Below are 16,506 nucleotides of genomic sequence, written 5' to 3'. Positions count from 1 at the left end.
CATCAAAGGAGTGCACATCCCATGGATTTCATCTCAAAGCTGCGATTTCTAGTAGTCGTAACTGTCTTCGTGTTTTTAAACGTTCAGCCGTCTGGGGCGGAGCAGCTCGATCTCTACGAGGGAACCTGGAAACAGGTGAAGTCAAATGCCGGCGAATGTTCACAATGCACGATCACGATTAAACGTAATGGAAAGACACTACAGGTCGTGGCAAACAACGGCTGGTCTGCCGTAGTCAGGTCTGCTCCCAAGCGGTTAGATGCAGAATTGACTTCTATCCAAGGGGATGGTGTCTGGCAGAACTCCGGCAAGGCCCGACCGCTAAAGATCGCATTGGTTCATGATGAGGGCGAGCTGCAGGTTTTGCTTCTCATCGCGGAGCAGAGCCGCCCCCGCACTATTGCTGCGACATTCCGCAAGTGATCGAAGCTAAGAGTATATCCCGCTGAAGCGCGACAAGGGCATGAGCTATGACGAGCATCGTGAGGGTTGTCGATTTCGTGACTGATGTTCTTGGCACAGCGATGGGCAACCGCCCTGAACCAGGATTCTGGAGAAACGTAGAACGTATTCTGATTGTCCTCTTGGTTTTGGGCTTGCTTACCACGCTTTGCGTCTGGCTCGCCCAAGCGAAAACGCTTGCTTGAAACCTATGCGAGCTCAAGCATAACTGTGAGGCATTGCGGCAAGCGGCTGTTTTGAAACACCCACGAGGTTCATAGCGGCCGAGTTTCTGATGAGCACCGACGACGGGGTGGACAATCGCCGACAGCTTTCCCTTTTGCTTCGTATTATGCCGGGACCAGTGAGCCTGAGGCCAAGGCTTTTGGCTCAACCGGAGAATTGTCGGCATAATCTGGATGTCGGCATTATGGGTGTTATGCCGATATCGGCATAAAACCCACTGGACGGCGGCGGAGCATCGCGTGGGACGTGACCTGTCGCGCTATGCGAAGGACCGGACCGAGCGGGCACGGGAGGAACTCATCGCCGAGCTAGGCAGTTGCTTCCTCTGCGCCGATCTTGGCATCGCACCGGAGCTCAAGCCGCGCCCGGATCATGCTTCTTACCTGCAGTCGTGGTTGTCCGTTTTGGCCAACGACAAGCGGGCGATTTTTCAGGCGGCGGCCCATGCGCAACGCGCTGTCAGCTTCCTGCATTCGCTGCAGCCGGAAGCAGACGTGAAGGCTGCGGCCTGAGCTTCAAGCGCGGTCGCCACCATCGGTGGCGGCCGCGTGATCCGCATCATGTTGGTTCTTGAGACCTTGTGCAATGTCAGCATCCAGCCTTCCCCAGATCGACGGTTGTGCAGTGTCGGGCTTGGGTTTGCGGGACGGTTTGCGCTCGATGATGAACGGCTTGGTCTGCTGACGCATTGATCCTCCAGGCAGCGATTCGACAGCGCACGATATCGCACCGGGCGCAGTCAGCAAGCGCGCCAATGTTAGCTGAAACGATTTTCCCCTGATGAAGCAGACGATGAGAGCGGCGGTCCCGGCGTGCGTGGCGCGGGATGCCATTCGCACCCAGGGTGAACGCGGCGGAACGCCATCGCCATATCCCTTCCCGCCAGAGTTTCCGGCAACCCATCTGCGGGCTCGATGAGGCATGTCTGACCGGAGACCGGCTGCGCCTCGATCGTCTTACCGCAACGGCCACGACCACTTTTCTTACCCCTGCCGGCTGCGCCGCCATTCCTCTCCCACTAACAAAAGTGGCAGTTGCCGCCCTCCACTGCGTTGCGGCCTAATCAGGTGCGGCCCGATCGTCACCGGTCTTTGCGACAGCCATCGAGGCCGCGATGGGCGCGGCCCGAACACCAGAAAAGGAATACGACAATGGCAACCATCGGCACCTTCACCTCCACCGAAAACGGCTTCACCGGCTCCATCCGCACTCTCGCCCTCAACGTCAAAGCCCGCATCGCCCGGGTCGAGAACCCCTCCGACAAGGGTCCACAGTTCCGCGTCTACGCCGGTAGCGTCGAGCTGGGCGCCGCCTGGCAGAAGACCTCTGAACAAGGCCGCGATTACCTCTCGGTCAAGCTCGACGATCCGAGCTTCCCGGCTCCGATCTACGCAACGCTCGCCGAGGTCGAAGGCGAAGATGGCCTCCAGCTCATCTGGTCCCGCCCGAACCGGGATTGATCGCCCTCACGAGGCTCCGCCACCGGCGGAGCCTTTTCCCATATCGGCATGAAGCAGCTTTGGAAGCCGTCATGCACTTGACTGTCGGGTTAACGCGCCGAGATTATTGGCACCTTGACGAGCGGCGCAAGATTGCCGCGTAGCTGGTGCTGGCCGAATTGGGCGTCATCATGGCCGAGCAGGACTGTTCCGTTGACGCCGTGCCGCTCTTCTGAGGGCGTCGTACAGCCACAGTGTAGCCGCCACTGCCCGATTGCCATCCAGATCACGATCAGCTTTCAGCGTGAAGGCAGGCAGTGCTGACGGCACTGCCCCGGGAGCAGCTTTGGCGGCTCTCCTTTTGGATACGCTTGCCGCAGCGCGGCCTACTTGTTCAGCACATCTTTCAATGCTTTGGCGGGCTGGAATGTGAGCTTCTTCGCAGCGGCGACCTTAATGGTGGCGCCGGTCGCCGGATTGCGAGCCTCACGCTCCGGGGTATCCTTGATCTTGAACTTGCCAAACCCAGGGATGGATGTTTCGGCTCCCGACGTGGCGGCCGTCGTGATCGAAGCGAAGACGGTTTCGACGATCGCTTTCGCCTGGGCTTTGGTCAGGTTCTGTTCGGATGCGATCTTGTCAGCTATTTCATTGGTTGTGGTCATGACGGTTTCCTCGTTAAAGACCGAGAAACCCTTTCAGGCGATCGTTATGTTGTCATGCGGCGATGTCATCAGAGTGGCGCTCGTGCCGGACTTTCCACAACATCTTGCCAGTTGATAGCCCCTTTTCCGCTTCTTAAGCAACAATTCGAGAAAGCGCGATATCGCGTCCTTCTCGTTGCCGAACACCTCGGTCATCTCCCCGCCCGCCTTGCCGATCCGTCCCCAGCTTCGCACCACGGCTATTTCTCCAAAAAGGGTTGGCCGGATCGCAAGCGCGTAGTATCGGGCCATGTTCCTGTTGGCATCGATCCTCTGGCAATAAAGCTGATAGTGATGTGTACCCATGCCCGCATGATCGGCGATGCTCACGATCTGGTCCAACGAGAGTTATGAATCGAAAGGTCCCCTTCGATTCATTTCTGTGATGGATGCAGGTTGCCGCGCGGAGGTGCTCGATCATCCTGACGGGATCAAGCTAGCCTCTATATAAACATAAGCCCGCGCGCGACCGTCGAGGGGAACACGGCGGATAAAGATGGCAGGCGTTTCCCGCTTCCTTTGGTCAGTCGATCCACCAGGGCGCGTTTACCGGCAACATCGTCAATATCTCGGTTCATGCCGAACCTTCAACGAGAGTAAACGACCTGATTGAGGTACGACATGCTGTCGGCGCGTCACTGGTGCTGATGAAGGAAACAAAATGGCCAACAGGAGCCGAATGCGTCCGGCAAAAAAACGCCTGAGCCGTCAAGGTCCCTGCTTGGCAAACCGGTTGGGCCTGGCCTGCATATCCATGTCCTTCCGCCTGAAATAGATCGCCCGCCCGCAGCGGAGCGGACTGTGGCCCTGGACGATAATGATCTGCTCGTCCTTGCGCATCGATTGTGTGATTTCGTGTGGCATGATCAGCGGACGGCGCTGGAAATTGATGCTTTCGGATTTGCGCGATGCGCTGTTCTTCGTACCCCAGCCGAGATTGCGAGAACTGCCTTTGACTTCGACAGTCATCTCTCCGCATTGGGCTGAGACGTTGCGGGCTGTATCCAGCGCCTTGATCGCTGCGTAGCTTACGAAAGCGCAACCGTCGATCCACGACACCGCACCGTCTTTTCCGAAGTGCCGTTCCAACTGTCCGACGGACTGGTACATCAGCATCATGCTGACGCCATACTTGCGACCGCGGTCGCGCGCCTCTTCAAGCACGCGCATGTAACCAAGCAGGTCGACCTCGTCCAATGCGAACAGCGCCCGTCTCGTGAACGCGCCATCCGCCTCGATCATCGCATTGATGAGCGAGCCGATGATCACCCGTCCAATACCGGGATAGGACCGCAGGATAGACGCCGGGATGTTTATAAAGACGTCTTTCTTTCCACCGGCGATCTCGCTCGATTTGAACGTGTTGCCACAAACGAGTGCCGCGTAATTGTCGAGCGACAGCCATTGCGTATCTTTCGATGCCGTCGAATAGACGCCTGAAAATGTCTGCTCGGTCATGTTAACGAAGACGCCGAGCGTTTCGCGAATGAAGGCAGACCTGGAGTGTTCCTGTACATCTCGCAACATGGCAAGCACCGATGTCTCAGGTTCGGAGACGATCTGGCGAAGGCTCCGCAAGTTTCGCCGGCCAGCGAACTCCGGCGACAGCATGACATGCGCCAACAGCCCGGTCAGGAGGTTGTGCGCCTGGTTTTGGAAAAATGATCCGGTCGAGCTCTCAAAGCGCACGCTCTCCGAGAGCAACATGTGCGCGATGCCGACGATATCCTCTTCCTTTTTCAGCGAATGCTCGATGCCGTCCAGCACGTTAAATCCCATGACCGGATTTGCCGGATCGAGCACAACGACCTCTCGGTCGAGTTTATCTCTGCGGTGGTCAACGACCATCGGGGCCACCTCGGTGGACGGATCCAGGCAAATGAGCGGGCCCCTATATCGGAGCGCTGTCGGCACGACATTGCTGGTGGTCTTAAAGCCCCCAGAGCCCGCGAAGAAAAGCATGTGGGTCGAATCGAAATCCTGGGCGTAGGTGAGCAGAGGTGCTCTACCGCCACGTCCCCAGGTGGCTGGATCGTTCGTATCGAACGGCAGCTCATGGACGAGCTCCTTGTCGACCCTGTAGCGCTCACCTATGACAATCTCGCCGTCATCGGGAAACAGCCTTGCCGCCGCCGACATCGGTAGCCAGTCGGCATCTCCGAACGTTCCGCGCCTGGCGCGCGGCACCCGTTCGGGCACGATGCTTGAGATACGGGCCGCGACCGCGACCACCATGAACCCCATCGCTGTGCCGACGACCGCAATCATGTCCACGAATGACAGTGCCCGATCCCAGGTCAAGACGCCGCTTTCTACGGACGGCAGAAGCCGCCCGAACTCGCGTAGCCCGTAAAAGCCTGCCATCAGGAGAAAGCAGAGAAAACTCGCCAATGCCACGGGCCTTCGCCGATGGAGGGGCAGCACCCAGACCGCCAGCAATCCAGCCAGCGGCCCCAACAACAGGACCGGCAACGGTGACGCGCGCAGAAACCAGTATTGCGTCTTGCCGGTGATGCCGTTCGCCAATTCAGGCCAACGCCAGTGGGAGACATAAAAGGAAAAGCCGGTGACGACGATGGGAACGATGATAAGCAACAGGCTCGGATGCAGTCTGGCCTTCCCCTTCATTCCGGCGCCTTTGCAAAGCGTTCCAAACCGCCGTTTGATGCTGCAGCTCTGAAGGCGAGCTCCCCGATATCGCACAGACGCCGATGTTCAGGTGTCCCCGGCGCGACCCGCGTCATTTCGAGAAGCCCGCCTAGAAGGAAAGCCCGATCGGCGTTCGACAGGCCCGCACGCACAACAATGCCACCAAGCAAGAACTTTTCTCTCGCCTCCCTCTTTCGATCAGCTGTCATGAGGAACCGCCGTTTCCGCTCCAGTCCCGCCACTTGCCTGTCCACGCGGCGAAGCCGGTGCGCCAGCAGATTGCGTCTTTGCGCCGTTGCGAAATCGCGACGCCATCTCCTCGACGATGCGATCGACCTCCTCGTCAGCGATCTCCATCTCTGCCAATCCCGATTTCGTCGCCGCACGCGCAAAACGATCGGCCGATTTAGCTATTAATGTTTTTCTTCTTTCCCGGAGCCTCTCGATTTGAGCATCAATATCCGTCAATGCCGTTTTTGTAGCCATAAAGACGTCCCTCTCAACCTATTGGGAAATTTCTATTTCGTCATTTAACTGACTAGAAAAAGATAGTAAAAAGCGCTATCGAACACAAGTCCCCAAAAGTCGATGTTGGGAATTCCAGCTGGGCCGTCTTCCGGACAAGCGGCATCGGTCTTGTCAGGCCGATTGATCTGAGGGCGCAATATACGTCGCTGGCGCGACGTGCCTGAAAGGGTCTGGAGACGTCATTGGCAATTATGTTCGTCAGAGCGCAGGTAATCAGCAGGGGAGGTGGACGCAGCATCGTCTCGGCCGCCGCCTATCGTCATCGGGCGCGGATGGTAGACGAACAGGCTGGAGCTTCCTTCAGTTACCGTGGCGGCGCGGCCGAACTCAAGCATGAGGAACTCGCATTGCCGGACCAGATACCGGCCTGGCTGCGCAGGGCTATCGATGGGAAGAGCGTTGCTGCGGCCAGCGAGGCTCTTTGGAACGCAGTTGACGCTTTCGAGACGCGCGCGGACGCGCAGCTTGCCCGCGAATTGATCGTTGCGCTTCCGGAAGAGCTGACCCGGTCAGAGAACATTGCCCTGGTTCGCGAGTTCGTCCGGGACAATCTGACGTCCAGGGGCATGATCGCCGACTGGGTTTATCACGATAAGGATGGCAACCCGCACATCCACCTGATGACCGCACTCCGACCTCTGGCGGACGATGGCTTCGGGCCGAAGAAAGTGCCGGTTATTGGCACCAACGGCGAGCCAATGCGGGTCGTCACGCCGGACCGACCGAAGGGCAAGATCGTCTACAAGCTCTGGGCCGGAGACAAGGAAACGATGAAGAACTGGAAGATTGCCTGGGCGGAAACGACCAATCGGCATCTGGCGCTTGCCGGCCATGATATCCGTCTCGACGGGCGCTCCTACGCCGAACAGGGGCTCGACGGCATTGCCCAGAAACATCTTGGGCCGGAGAAGGCAGCGCTCGCCCGCAAGGGGATCGAGATGTATTTCGCACCGGCCGATCTCGCGCGCCGTCATGAAATGGCGGACCGGCTGCTGGCCGAACCAGCGCTTCTGCTGAAGCAACTTGCCAACGAGCGGTCTACCTTCGATGAGCGGGATATCGCCAGGGTACTGCACCGCTATGTCGACGATCCCACCGATTTCGCCAACATACGTGCCAAGCTTATGGCCTCCAATGATCTCGTGCTGTTGAAGCCGCAACAGGCCGACCTTCAGACCGGCGAGATGGCGGAAGCTGCGGTCTTCACCACACGCGATATCCTGCGCGCCGAATACGACATGGCGCAGTCGGCCGAAGCCCTGGCCCTGCGCAAGGGCTTCGGCGTCGCCGCAGCGAAAATTGCCGCGGCCGTCAGAACCATAGAAACCGGCGATGCGGAAAATCGCTTCAGGCTCGATCGCGAGCAGGTGGAGGCGGTCCATCATATCGCCGGCGACAATGGCATTGCGGCTGTGGTCGGGCTTGCCGGTGCCGGCAAATCGACGCTGCTTGCCGCGGCGCGCGTCGCCTGGGAGAGCGACGATCACCGCATCTTCGGGGCGGCGCTTGCCGGCAAGGCTGCCGAGGGGCTGGAGGACAGTTCAGGCATCAAATCGCGCACGCTCGCCTCGTGGGAAATGGCTTGGGAGAACGGACGCGATCTGCTGCACCGGCAAGATATCTTTGTCATCGATGAAGCCGGCATGGTCTCGTCGCACCAGATGGCGCGTGTGCTCAGGCGTGTCGAGGAGGCCGGAGCCAAGGTGGTTCTCGTTGGTGACGCGATGCAGCTTCAAGCGATCCAGGCCGGTGCCGCCTTCCGGGCTATTTCCGAGCGGATTGGTTCTGCCGAACTTGCCGGTGTGCGGCGCCAGCGTGAAGACTGGGCGCGACAGGCCTCCCGTCTTTTCGCCCGCGGTCAGGTCGAGAATGGGCTGGACGCTTATGCGCAGCGGGGCCATATCGTCGAGACCGGAAGCCGGGATGAAGCTGTGGAGCGCATCGTTACCGACTGGACGAGCGCTCGCCGCGACCTCATCCAGCAAAATGCCGATAAAGAACAGCCGGCCCGCTTGCGTGGTGGCGAACTGCTTGTTCTCGCCCATACAAATGACGACGTGAGGCGGCTCAACGAAGCGCTGCGCAATGTCATGAAAGATGAGGCCGCGCTGACCGCCTCTCGTGAATTCCAGACGGCACGAGGCGTACGGGAGTTCGCCGGTGGCGACCGGATCATCTTCCTTGAAAACGCCCGCTTTCTTGAGCCGGGTGCGCGAAAGCTTGGACCCCAATATGTCAAGAACGGTATGCTCGGCACGGTCGTCTCTACCGGCGGCCTGCACAGTGGCCCGCTTTTATCGGTCCGTCTCGATAATGGCCGGGATGTGGTCATCAGCGAAAACAGCTATCGCAATGTCGATCACGGTTATGCCGCGACCATTCACAAGTCTCAAGGCGCGAGCGTGGACAGGACATTCGTGCTCGCGACCGGCATGATGGATCAGCATCTGGCCTATGTATCGATGACCCGCCATCGCGACCGGGCCGATCTTTATGCTGCTCGCGAGGACTTTAAGCCAAAGTGGGAATGGGGGATGAGGTCCCCGATCGATCACGCCGCCGGCGTGACGGGCGAGCTGGTCGGAACCGGCAATGCGATGTTCCGGCCGCAGGATGAGGGTGCCGATAAAAGTCCCTATGCTGATGTGAAGACCGACGACGGGACCGTGCATCGGCTTTGGGGCGTGAGCCTGCCGAAGGCCCTGGACGAGGCCGGCGTGTCGGAAGGGGACACGGTGACGTTGCGAAAGGACGGCGTCGAACGGGTGACGGTGACGGTGCCCGTCAGCGGCGAGAAATCCGGAAAGAAGAGGTTGGAGCAACGGACGGTCGATCGAAATGTCTGGACTGCCAAACAGATCGAAACGGCGGAGGTCCGCCAGCAGCGCATCGAGCAGGAGAGCCATCGGCCGGAGCTGTTCAAGCAGTTGGTGGAACGTCTTGGGCGCTCCGGCGCCAAGACGACGACGCTTGATTTCGAGAGCGAGGCTGGCTACCAGGCACACGCTCGGGATTTTGCCCACCGTCGCGGTATCGATACGCTTTCCGGGGCCGCTGCCTGGATGGAGGCCGGGGCAGGGCGGCCGCTGGCGTGGCTGGCGCAGAAGCGCGAGCAGGTGGCGAAGCTTTGGGAGCGGGCGAGCGTGGCGCTCGGTTTTGCGATCGAACGTGAGAGGCGTTTTTCCTATAATGAAGAATGTACCGAAAACCTTGCGACCCAAGTTCCGGCTGATCGACGATATCTTATTGCGCCGACAACATTGTTTTCCCGTGGTGTCGACGAAGATGCCCGTCGCGCGCAGCTTCGCTCAGACCGCTGGAGGGAACGCGACGCGATTCTTCAGCCGGTCTTGCAAAAGATTTATCGCGATCCCGAAAGCGCGCTTGCCAGATTGAACGCGCTTGCGTCCGACGCGCGGATTGCGCCCCGCGAGCTTGCCGAGGATCTTGAGGCCTCGCCACAGCGTCTCGGCCGTCTGCGTGGATCGGATATTTTGGTCGATGGCCGTTCGGCTCGCTCCGAGCGCGATACGGCGGTGTTGGCCCTGTCCGAATTGCTGCCGCTGGCACGTGCCCATGCCACAGAGTTCCGCCGCCAGGCCGAACGTTTCGGCCTGCGCGAGGAGCAACGCCGCGCCCATATGTCGTTGTCGATCCCGGCGCTTTCAAACCAGGCCATGGGGCGCCTTGGCGAAATCGAAGCCGTACGCGAGCGCGGTGGCACGGATGCCTACAAGACCGCCGTCACCTACGCGGCGCAGGATCGTCTTCTGGTGAAGGAGGTGAGGGCGGTCAACGACGCTCTCACCGCTCGCTTCGGATGGTCCGCCTTCACCGATAAGCCAGACGCTGTTGCCGAGCGAAACATGATCGAGCGCATGCCGGAAGACCTTCACCCGGATCGGCGAGAAAAGCTCGCGCGCTTGTTTGCCGTCGTGCGCCGCTTTGCAGAAGAACAGCATCTTGCCGAAACGAAAGATCGCTCCAGGATCGTTGCAGGTGCCAGCGTCGAGCCAGGAAAAGAGACGGTAGGGGTGTTGCCAATGCTTGCAGCTGTAACGGAGTTTGAAACCGCGATCGACCAGGAAGCGCGGAAGAGGGCGCGCGCTGTTTCTCACTACGGTCAAAATCGCACCGCCCTTTTTGGCGCAGCAGAGCGCATCTGGCGCGATCCGGCAGGTGCCGTCGGGAAGATCGAGGAACTGATCCTGAAGGGCTTTGCAGGCGAACGGATCGCCGCGGCCGTCGCCAACGATCCCGCAGCCTATGGCGCGTTGCGAGGTTCCGGCCGTATCATGGACAAATTGCTCGCTGTCGGCCGGGAGCGGAAGGAAGCCTTGCAAGCCATTTCGGAGGCGGCAAGCCGCATTCGATCACTCGGCGTGTCGTGGGCCAGTGCCTTTGATGCGGAGACCCGCGCGGTCTCCGAAGAGCGCCGGTGTATGTCGGTCGCCATTCCCGGGCTGTCGCAGGCGGCCGAGGATGCGCTGTCCACGTTGGTGGCCGATATAAACAGGAGCACGGGTAGGCAAAAGAAGGCCGGACAGGATGCCGTCGTGCGCTTGCTAGATCCGCACATCGCCCGGGAGTTTGCAGAAGTCAGCCGGGCCCTCGACGAGCGTTTTGGCAGGAACGCGATTTTGCGAGGAGAGAGGGATGTTATCAATCGCGTATCGCCTGCTCAGCGTCGTGCGTTCGAGGCAATCAAGGAGCGCCTCCTGGTCCTGCAACGGGCGGTACGGGAAGAGAGCAGCCAGAAGATTATTGCTGAACGTCAGCGTCGCTCGATCGAGCGAGGGCGGATTTTTACTCGATAGGAGCCGGCATGGCGGGACGGACCCGTTTAAGGAAAATATGAAACGTCGGTTGACGGCATGAGGCTTGTGCCGGCCCGCAGAAACGCACGACGAGGTGTGGTCCAGTGCATTATTGCGAGGTGCTGGCCAATTTGATTTCGATGTCACCATCCTGTGAATCTCCTCTCGTGATCCGGCGAAGCCGGTGGTCTTCATAGGAGGGCCTGCGCTCCTAGTTAGGTCTTCGGAGAAAACGGCGCTTTGCGACGTGGGTGTGGTAGTCTGTCGACCCGAATACCTTCGCCTTAGCACGAACCAGGACGGCAAGGGCCAGCTCCTGGCAGCCCAGCACGTAAACATATGGTGGATACTGCGCCAGCATCCGTATCTACCAAATTTCTGGGAGGTCCTGTCGGTGTTGGATCGCATGGAGATCATGTCGGCCCGAGGCGGCACCAGTCATATTGCAGCGCTGTTCGAGAAAGTGCAAGGTCGGCCGATATCGCGGCAGCAGGTAAGCGCACTGGCCCAACAACATGACTACATGAAGCTTATCCCCCGAAATGGAGGCGCGAGAGACATCCTTGCGCCAAAAGTAATTGCCCTATTGTGGGGCCAGCGTGACCGAAGCTTGATTGAGCAGTTGGGCCTCGGCCCAGTCACCGCAGACGAATTCATTTCGTTTCGGCCCTTAAAGGCCGATGACGTGAGGCTTTTTCGGAACGCCTGTCACATCGACTGATAGATACTCGAGCGATCCGTTAATCTGATCGCTGGTTGACGCTTGCCAAATATAGACTGACCAGGAAAACATAAGCGCCAAGGAGACCAATCTGGCGCGGCTGAAGCTGAGTAGGGTATTTCGGGCATAGGAGTCCTCTACTACGCGCCCGGCGAGGCCTACCAGTTCGACTGGCGCCATGAGATCGTTCTGATCAACGGTGTGACGACCACGGTGAAAGTTGCTCTCTGCCACAGCCGTATAGTGTTTGCACAGGCAGAGAACCTATACACCTGTTCGCCGACCTCGGTGCTTCTCTAATCGGCGGTGTGAGGTCAAGCTGTTTCGAACCTATCGTAGGCCCATCCCGGGCAGATTTTCGTCCGGGGTTGGCCCGTAGCAATCATCGAAGCCTCTCAGGCGAGAATGCTTGAGACGACCCGGTCAATATTTGCATCGGGCCAATGCTCAGCGTGGCTTAGCCCTGGCGGCAGATCATATCCTACGAAGTAGCTTTTGGACGCCAGGTTGAGCATTGGGATATCACCCCAAGAATCACCTGTGGCTGCGAGAGCCTTAGGGCCAAGGTTCAGTTCAGATAGAAGAGCTTCGAGATAGCTTGCCTTGTCCTCAGGCCAAAAATGCCGGATCGTGTCGTCGGTCTGCCATCCCGTACCGACAGCGTAGTCCGCGTCCAATTCGGCAGCGAGCCAATCGACGGCGAATGCCCAAGTTATCGAAACGAGAGCCGTTTTGATCCCGGCTTTCTTCAGACGGGCAAACCCCTCTTTCACGCCAGGCGCGAGCCGAAGCTCGATCAGATGCTTGGTCAAATTCGCCTGACCGAAAGGCAGATACCATTCGAGCATAGTATCGCGACCAGCGATGATCTCCTCACGAGATCGTAGGAGTTCGAAGGCGTCCATCTCGTTTGAGCGACCAATATTTCGAGCGATACATCCGCAGATGTTTTCGCCGCGTAGTAGGGTGCCATCGACATCAAAGGCGGCTAATCTGATCCCGGTAATTGTGGGTCTCCTTTCGATGCTCGAACCACTGGGTATGGTAAGCAGAGACAAGGTTTCACGCAACGGCCGCTTCTGGCGCGTCTTGGGCCCCAAGGTTCCTCCATCAAGGCAGCAGCCCTGTCTGCACATAACTCGTGTAGCGTCCAACATCGTTTCGCGGCCCGCGCTTCTCTCCGGGATCGGCATTCGGCCCTCCCATGATGGGGTCCAGTAGATAATGCGGTCCAATCTATGCTGCATCCTGATGACGGATCATCGGTATAAGCGCCGGCACGAACTCACGTCACCATCGTCCGCGAAGGACGTCTCCCGCTACAACGCGGAACCTTGAACTCGAATTTTTCGCTCGTCTTCGTGCCTGACTGTCATGCAACGGCAGTTGATACTGATTCCTCCCTTGTCCAGCGAAACTCTGAACCATCTGCCCACATCCGATGCATGACGACCGCAAGACGACGTGCCAAGGTGACCTTAGCTTTCTTGCTGCCGTGCCGCTTGGCGATGTTCATGGCCCACGCCTTCAGCCAGCACCATTTGACCACGCGCGTCATCATCGACTGGGCGGCCTCAAAGAGCAGCCGCCGCATCATGGCGTCTCCGCGCAGAGAGACGTGGCTGGCCCGGCTCATTTCGCCGGACTGTTTCAGCACGGGCGTAAGACCCAATATTGCTCCGACCGATCGAGAATGACGGAACCTGCTGGGAATATCGATTGTTGAGACATAGGCGAGCGAGACGATTGGCCCAACGCCGGGGACCGTCATCAATCGCTTGCAGACCTCGTCCTGATGCGCCTCGGCTAAAACCTTCTTTTCAATTTTGGCAAGACCTTCGCGCAGCTTGCGCCGTCCTGCGAGCAATGGCTCCATGATTTCCCTAAGCTCGGCGTCGTGTTCGACGAGTTCAAGTATTCTTCCCTCGAACGCACCGCCCGAGGCCCGCCCAACTTTCAGTCCGAAGTTGCGCAGGAGTCCACGCATCTCGTTCTCCAAATCGATCGCCTTAGCTTGCAGTAGCGATCGGGCCGTTAGCAATGCGCGGCGCTTCTGGCTGGTGAGGGTCTTCACATGCACGTCCTTGAATAGCCCGACTCGCATCATATGGGCGATCCCGCGAGCATCGTTCCGGTCGCTTTTGTTCTGTTGGAGGGCATCCAAGAACGCTTTCGTGTGGCGCGTCTCAATGCAGAACACCGGGAGGCCAGCTTTTGCGAGTCCGTCGAAAAGCCACTGCGACAACGGACCTGCCTCAATGCCAACCCTGTCCATGCTGAACGCCGGATCACTCAGGATCGCAATAAGGTCTTCTGGATGAGAGACCACCTTCCGCTCACGGCATATTTTCCCACTTTCATCGACGATGCAAATGCTCGTTTCTTTGACCGAGACATCGAGGCCGGCATAGTATTTCATGGCTGCGCTCCTCTGCGTGATGGTTGTGCCTGCTTTCCGACAGGTTACCTGTATCATCGGCAGTGCGATGCAGCTCCTTCTTCCGAACGGATGAGATGGGGCACGGAGCCGATTAGCCCATCTATGCTCTTGCTCGCTTGTCTTTCCCGGAAAGCTGAGAGTCTACCTGATCCGTTGCGGGCGCTCCCTCTCTGGGGGCCGATTACTCTGGTGGTTCGCCACGACAAGATGTAAGCGGTGTCTCACTGGCACGTCGCCTGACAAACGCTATCCCTCGAAGCTGGAAATGATGGTCGTTAGTTCCTTCATGTCGGCGAAGGTGACGTCGGCTCCATATGGATGATTGGGTGGCGATGGGCTGTACAGCAGCGCTACCATTCCTGCAGCCTTTGCCGCTTGGATGCCCACGAGGCTGTCCTCGACCACCACGCATTGGTGGGGTTCAAATCCCATCTTGCGCGCGGCATGTAGAAACAGGCCGGGATCGGGCTTAAAGCTTCCGACGTCATACGAACTGTAGAAATCGGTGCCAAAGTATGGGGCTAGCCCGCTCAATTCCAATGTCTGGATGATTTTGTCCGGCGGCCCGCCCGAGGCAATACACCGTGGGTGTTTCAAATGTTCCAGCATCGGCAAAACCCCGGGAATGGGTTGCAGACCTTGGGCAAAGCGTTTCGACAAGGTGGCGCGATAAATCGCCTCGAAGTTCAATGGCAGCGTTCTGGATAACCGGTCCTCGATGTCCTGAAAGATCGAAGATAGTTTCTCCCCTCGGTAACGCTGCAGCAGATGTTCAACAGGATCATAACAGTCTGGCAGCAGATCGGCCAGCACTTGAATACAAATGACCTCGCTATCGACAAGCGTCCCATCCAGATCGAATATGACGCATATGTCCCGCATGCCTTGGCCTCTCTGGCGGTTCAAGCACGAACGCCTAGACGCCTTTGATAACGTCGCCTCGCGGATAATTCCACGGTAGCAACTCACCAATCTGGCTTTGCTTGTGGCCGTTGATGATGGAGGTGAGCGCCTTTGTCAGGTAGGCCTGCGGATCAACGCCATTCAACTTACACGTCTCGATCAACGAGGCGATGGTCGCCCAGTTCTCTGCTCCAGCGTCGTGCCCTGCGAAGAGTGCGTTCTTCCGGTTCAGCGCAATCGGCCGGATAGTCCGCTCGACACTGTTGTTGTCGATCTCAATGCGCCCGTCGGTCAGGAAGAGCTTCAGGCCGTCCCAATATTTGGCGATGTAGGCCAAAGCCTCGCCGAGTGGGGACTTCGTGGAGACACGGGCGCGGTGATGGACAAGCCAGCCATGCAGGTCTGCGACGAGTGGCGCTGATCGTTCCTGCCGAGCTGCAAGGCGAGCTTCAGGATCAAGGCCGCGCAGGTCGGCTTCGATGCGATACAGTTCTCCAATCCGTTTGACGCCGTCTTCAGCAATGGGCGCTGAGCCGTTGCGGGTGATCTCCACCAGCTTCCGCCGGGTATGCGCCCAACAATAAGCGAGCTGAATGTCTGGACCAACACGCTCGGGGGCGATCAGCCTGTTGTATCCAGCATAGCCATCGACCTGCAGGATGCCGGAGAAGCCCTGCAATATCCGTTCGGCATGAATGCCACCGCGACCGGGCGCATAGGTGAAGGCGACACCTGGCGGAGCACCGCCGCCCCATGGGCGATCATCCCGCGCCAGCGCCCAGAAGTATCCGGTCTTGGTTTTGCGGGAACCGGGATCGAGAACCGGAGCACGGGTCTCATCCATGAACAGCTTGGTCGAGCGCTTCAAGTCGGCGATCAGTGCATCGAAGACGGGCCGCAGTTCATAGGCTGCCCGACCGACCCAATCGGCAAGTGTTGATCGGTCGAGATCGATGCCCTGGCGGCTCATGATCTGCGCCTGCCGATAGAGCGGAAGGTGATCGGCGTACTTGGACACTAGAACATGGGCGACGGTGGCTTCCGTCGGCAGCCCAGCCTGGATCAGCCGTGCTGGTGCCGGAGCCTGAACGACCCCGTCGGTGCAGGCACGGCAGGCATACTTAGGGCGGCGGGTGACGATCACGCGGAACTGTGCTGGGATCACGTCCAACCGCTCGGCGACATCTTCGCCAATGCAATGCAGGCAACCACCGCAGGCGCAGATCAGGCTTTCTGGCTCGATCACCTCCTCGATACGCGGAAGATGCTTTGGAAGGGAGCCGCGATTGATCGCACGTGGCTTGGCGATCCTGTTTCCTGCAGGAACGTCCGCCTCATCCTCGGCATGGATGACAGCCATGGCCGTCTCCAGGTCTTCCAGCGCCAGGTCGAATTGGTCAGGATCGGTCTTCTCGGATTTGCGTCCGAAGGCTGCCTGCTTGAACGCTGCGACCAGCTTCTCAAGCCGCTCGATCCGCTCATCCTTGCGGGCGATATGCTCGTCCTTGCTGGCTATCGCGACGTCCTTGGCTGCCTCGCGTGCCTGCGCCGCAATCAGCAACGCCTTTAGGGTGGCAACATCATCGGGAAGGTCGGCGGCATCAAGCATGGCCGGAAA

The 16,506-nt window shown here is 58.9% G+C and carries 15 protein-coding genes and 1 pseudogene; 6 read left to right on the top strand and 10 right to left on the bottom strand.

Going from position 1 to position 16,506, the window contains the following annotated elements:
- Window positions 1-21: 21 nt before the first annotated feature.
- The 3 genes and pseudogenes from AGR1_RS25435 to AGR1_RS25430 form a co-directional block, all read left to right on the top strand.
- Window positions 22-423, top strand: coding sequence for a hypothetical protein (locus AGR1_RS25435; RefSeq protein ID WP_149148763.1), 402 nt, complete (start codon window positions 22-24; stop codon window positions 421-423).
- Between the two features lie 47 nt (window positions 424-470).
- Window positions 471-647 (top strand): hypothetical protein, encoded by a 177-nt coding sequence (locus AGR1_RS29700; RefSeq protein WP_187772294.1) that lies wholly within the window; start codon window positions 471-473, stop codon window positions 645-647.
- Window positions 648-899: 252 nt separating this feature from the next.
- Window positions 900-1,199 (top strand): annotated as a pseudogene (locus AGR1_RS25430) (zincin-like metallopeptidase domain-containing protein); the annotation flags it as partial.
- Between the two features lie 3 nt (window positions 1,200-1,202).
- On the opposite strand, the gene AGR1_RS29695 reads toward AGR1_RS25430, so the two are convergent.
- Window positions 1,203-1,376 carry a hypothetical protein gene (locus AGR1_RS29695; RefSeq protein WP_187772293.1) on the bottom strand — a complete coding sequence of 58 codons (174 nt, stop codon included), beginning with the start codon at window positions 1,374-1,376 and terminating at the stop codon, window positions 1,203-1,205.
- Window positions 1,377-1,838: 462 nt separating this feature from the next.
- Between AGR1_RS29695 and AGR1_RS25425 the strand changes: the two genes are divergently transcribed.
- Entirely contained in the window at window positions 1,839-2,147 is a 309-nt protein-coding gene (locus AGR1_RS25425; RefSeq protein ID WP_018326263.1) for a DUF736 domain-containing protein, read from the top strand.
- Between the two features lie 365 nt (window positions 2,148-2,512).
- On the opposite strand, the gene AGR1_RS25420 is transcribed toward AGR1_RS25425, so the two are convergent.
- The 5 genes from AGR1_RS25420 to AGR1_RS25400 form a co-directional block, all read right to left on the bottom strand.
- Entirely contained in the window at window positions 2,513-2,791 is a 279-nt protein-coding gene (locus tag AGR1_RS25420) for an HU family DNA-binding protein (protein WP_149148762.1), read from the bottom strand.
- Window positions 2,792-2,824: 33 nt separating this feature from the next.
- Window positions 2,825-3,136 (bottom strand): WGR domain-containing protein, encoded by a 312-nt coding sequence (locus AGR1_RS25415; RefSeq protein WP_149148951.1) that lies wholly within the window; start codon window positions 3,134-3,136, stop codon window positions 2,825-2,827.
- A 402-nt stretch (window positions 3,137-3,538) separates the two neighbouring features.
- Window positions 3,539-5,458, bottom strand: coding sequence for a Ti-type conjugative transfer system protein TraG (gene traG, locus AGR1_RS25410; protein WP_149148761.1), 1,920 nt, complete (start codon window positions 5,456-5,458; stop codon window positions 3,539-3,541).
- On the bottom strand, window positions 5,455-5,688 hold the full coding sequence (locus AGR1_RS25405; RefSeq protein WP_149148760.1) for a conjugal transfer protein TraD: 234 nt from the start codon (window positions 5,686-5,688) through the stop codon (window positions 5,455-5,457). The genes traG and AGR1_RS25405 overlap by 4 nt, the downstream gene beginning before the upstream one ends.
- Window positions 5,678-5,965: a TraC family protein gene (locus AGR1_RS25400; protein ID WP_149148759.1), complete on the bottom strand. Its 288-nt coding sequence runs from the start codon at window positions 5,963-5,965 to the stop codon at window positions 5,678-5,680. The genes AGR1_RS25405 and AGR1_RS25400 overlap by 11 nt, the downstream gene beginning before the upstream one ends.
- A 224-nt stretch (window positions 5,966-6,189) precedes the next feature.
- On the opposite strand from AGR1_RS25400, the gene traA reads away from it, so the two are divergent.
- Entirely contained in the window at window positions 6,190-10,824 is a 4,635-nt protein-coding gene (gene traA, locus AGR1_RS25395; protein ID WP_149148758.1) for a Ti-type conjugative transfer relaxase TraA, read from the top strand.
- Window positions 10,825-11,008: 184 nt separating this feature from the next.
- Entirely contained in the window at window positions 11,009-11,545 is a 537-nt protein-coding gene (locus AGR1_RS25390; RefSeq protein WP_187772292.1) for a NaeI family type II restriction endonuclease, read from the top strand.
- Between the two features lie 395 nt (window positions 11,546-11,940).
- On the opposite strand, the gene AGR1_RS25385 is transcribed toward AGR1_RS25390, so the two are convergent.
- From AGR1_RS25385 to AGR1_RS25370, 4 genes are all read right to left on the bottom strand, one after another.
- Entirely contained in the window at window positions 11,941-12,645 is a 705-nt protein-coding gene (locus tag AGR1_RS25385) for an HAD-IB family phosphatase (RefSeq protein WP_187772291.1), read from the bottom strand.
- Between the two features lie 272 nt (window positions 12,646-12,917).
- Window positions 12,918-13,964: an IS110 family transposase gene (locus tag AGR1_RS25380; protein ID WP_149148755.1), complete on the bottom strand. Its 1,047-nt coding sequence runs from the start codon at window positions 13,962-13,964 to the stop codon at window positions 12,918-12,920.
- A gap of 267 nt (window positions 13,965-14,231) precedes the next feature.
- Entirely contained in the window at window positions 14,232-14,891 is a 660-nt protein-coding gene (locus tag AGR1_RS25375; protein WP_210248756.1) for an HAD family hydrolase, read from the bottom strand.
- 10 nt (window positions 14,892-14,901) lie between these two features.
- A complete protein-coding gene (locus AGR1_RS25370; protein ID WP_046799292.1) occupies window positions 14,902-16,497 on the bottom strand; it encodes an IS66 family transposase in 1,596 nt (531 codons plus the stop codon).
- Window positions 16,498-16,506 lie beyond the last annotated feature (9 nt).

The organism is Agrobacterium sp. B1(2019), from assembly GCF_008274755.1.
GTDB lineage: Bacteria > Pseudomonadota > Alphaproteobacteria > Rhizobiales > Rhizobiaceae > Agrobacterium > Agrobacterium salinitolerans.
This window is presented reverse-complemented; position numbering and strand designations above follow the sequence as displayed.

Coding starts and splice junctions, on each gene's coding strand:
- AGR1_RS25435 (WP_149148763.1), top strand. CDS start 22: ATGGATTTCATCTCAAAGCTGCGATTTCTAGTAGTCGTAACTGTCTTC.
- AGR1_RS29700 (WP_187772294.1), top strand. CDS start 471: ATGACGAGCATCGTGAGGGTTGTCGATTTCGTGACTGATGTTCTTGGC.
- AGR1_RS29695 (WP_187772293.1), bottom strand. CDS start 1,376: ATGCGTCAGCAGACCAAGCCGTTCATCATCGAGCGCAAACCGTCCCGC.
- AGR1_RS25425 (WP_018326263.1), top strand. CDS start 1,839: ATGGCAACCATCGGCACCTTCACCTCCACCGAAAACGGCTTCACCGGC.
- AGR1_RS25420 (WP_149148762.1), bottom strand. CDS start 2,791: ATGACCACAACCAATGAAATAGCTGACAAGATCGCATCCGAACAGAAC.
- AGR1_RS25415 (WP_149148951.1), bottom strand. CDS start 3,136: ATGGGTACACATCACTATCAGCTTTATTGCCAGAGGATCGATGCCAAC.
- traG (WP_149148761.1), bottom strand. CDS start 5,458: ATGAAGGGGAAGGCCAGACTGCATCCGAGCCTGTTGCTTATCATCGTT.
- AGR1_RS25405 (WP_149148760.1), bottom strand. CDS start 5,688: ATGACAGCTGATCGAAAGAGGGAGGCGAGAGAAAAGTTCTTGCTTGGT.
- AGR1_RS25400 (WP_149148759.1), bottom strand. CDS start 5,965: ATGGCTACAAAAACGGCATTGACGGATATTGATGCTCAAATCGAGAGG.
- AGR1_RS25380 (WP_149148755.1), bottom strand. CDS start 13,964: ATGAAATACTATGCCGGCCTCGATGTCTCGGTCAAAGAAACGAGCATT.
- AGR1_RS25370 (WP_046799292.1), bottom strand. CDS start 16,497: ATGCTTGATGCCGCCGACCTTCCCGATGATGTTGCCACCCTAAAGGCG.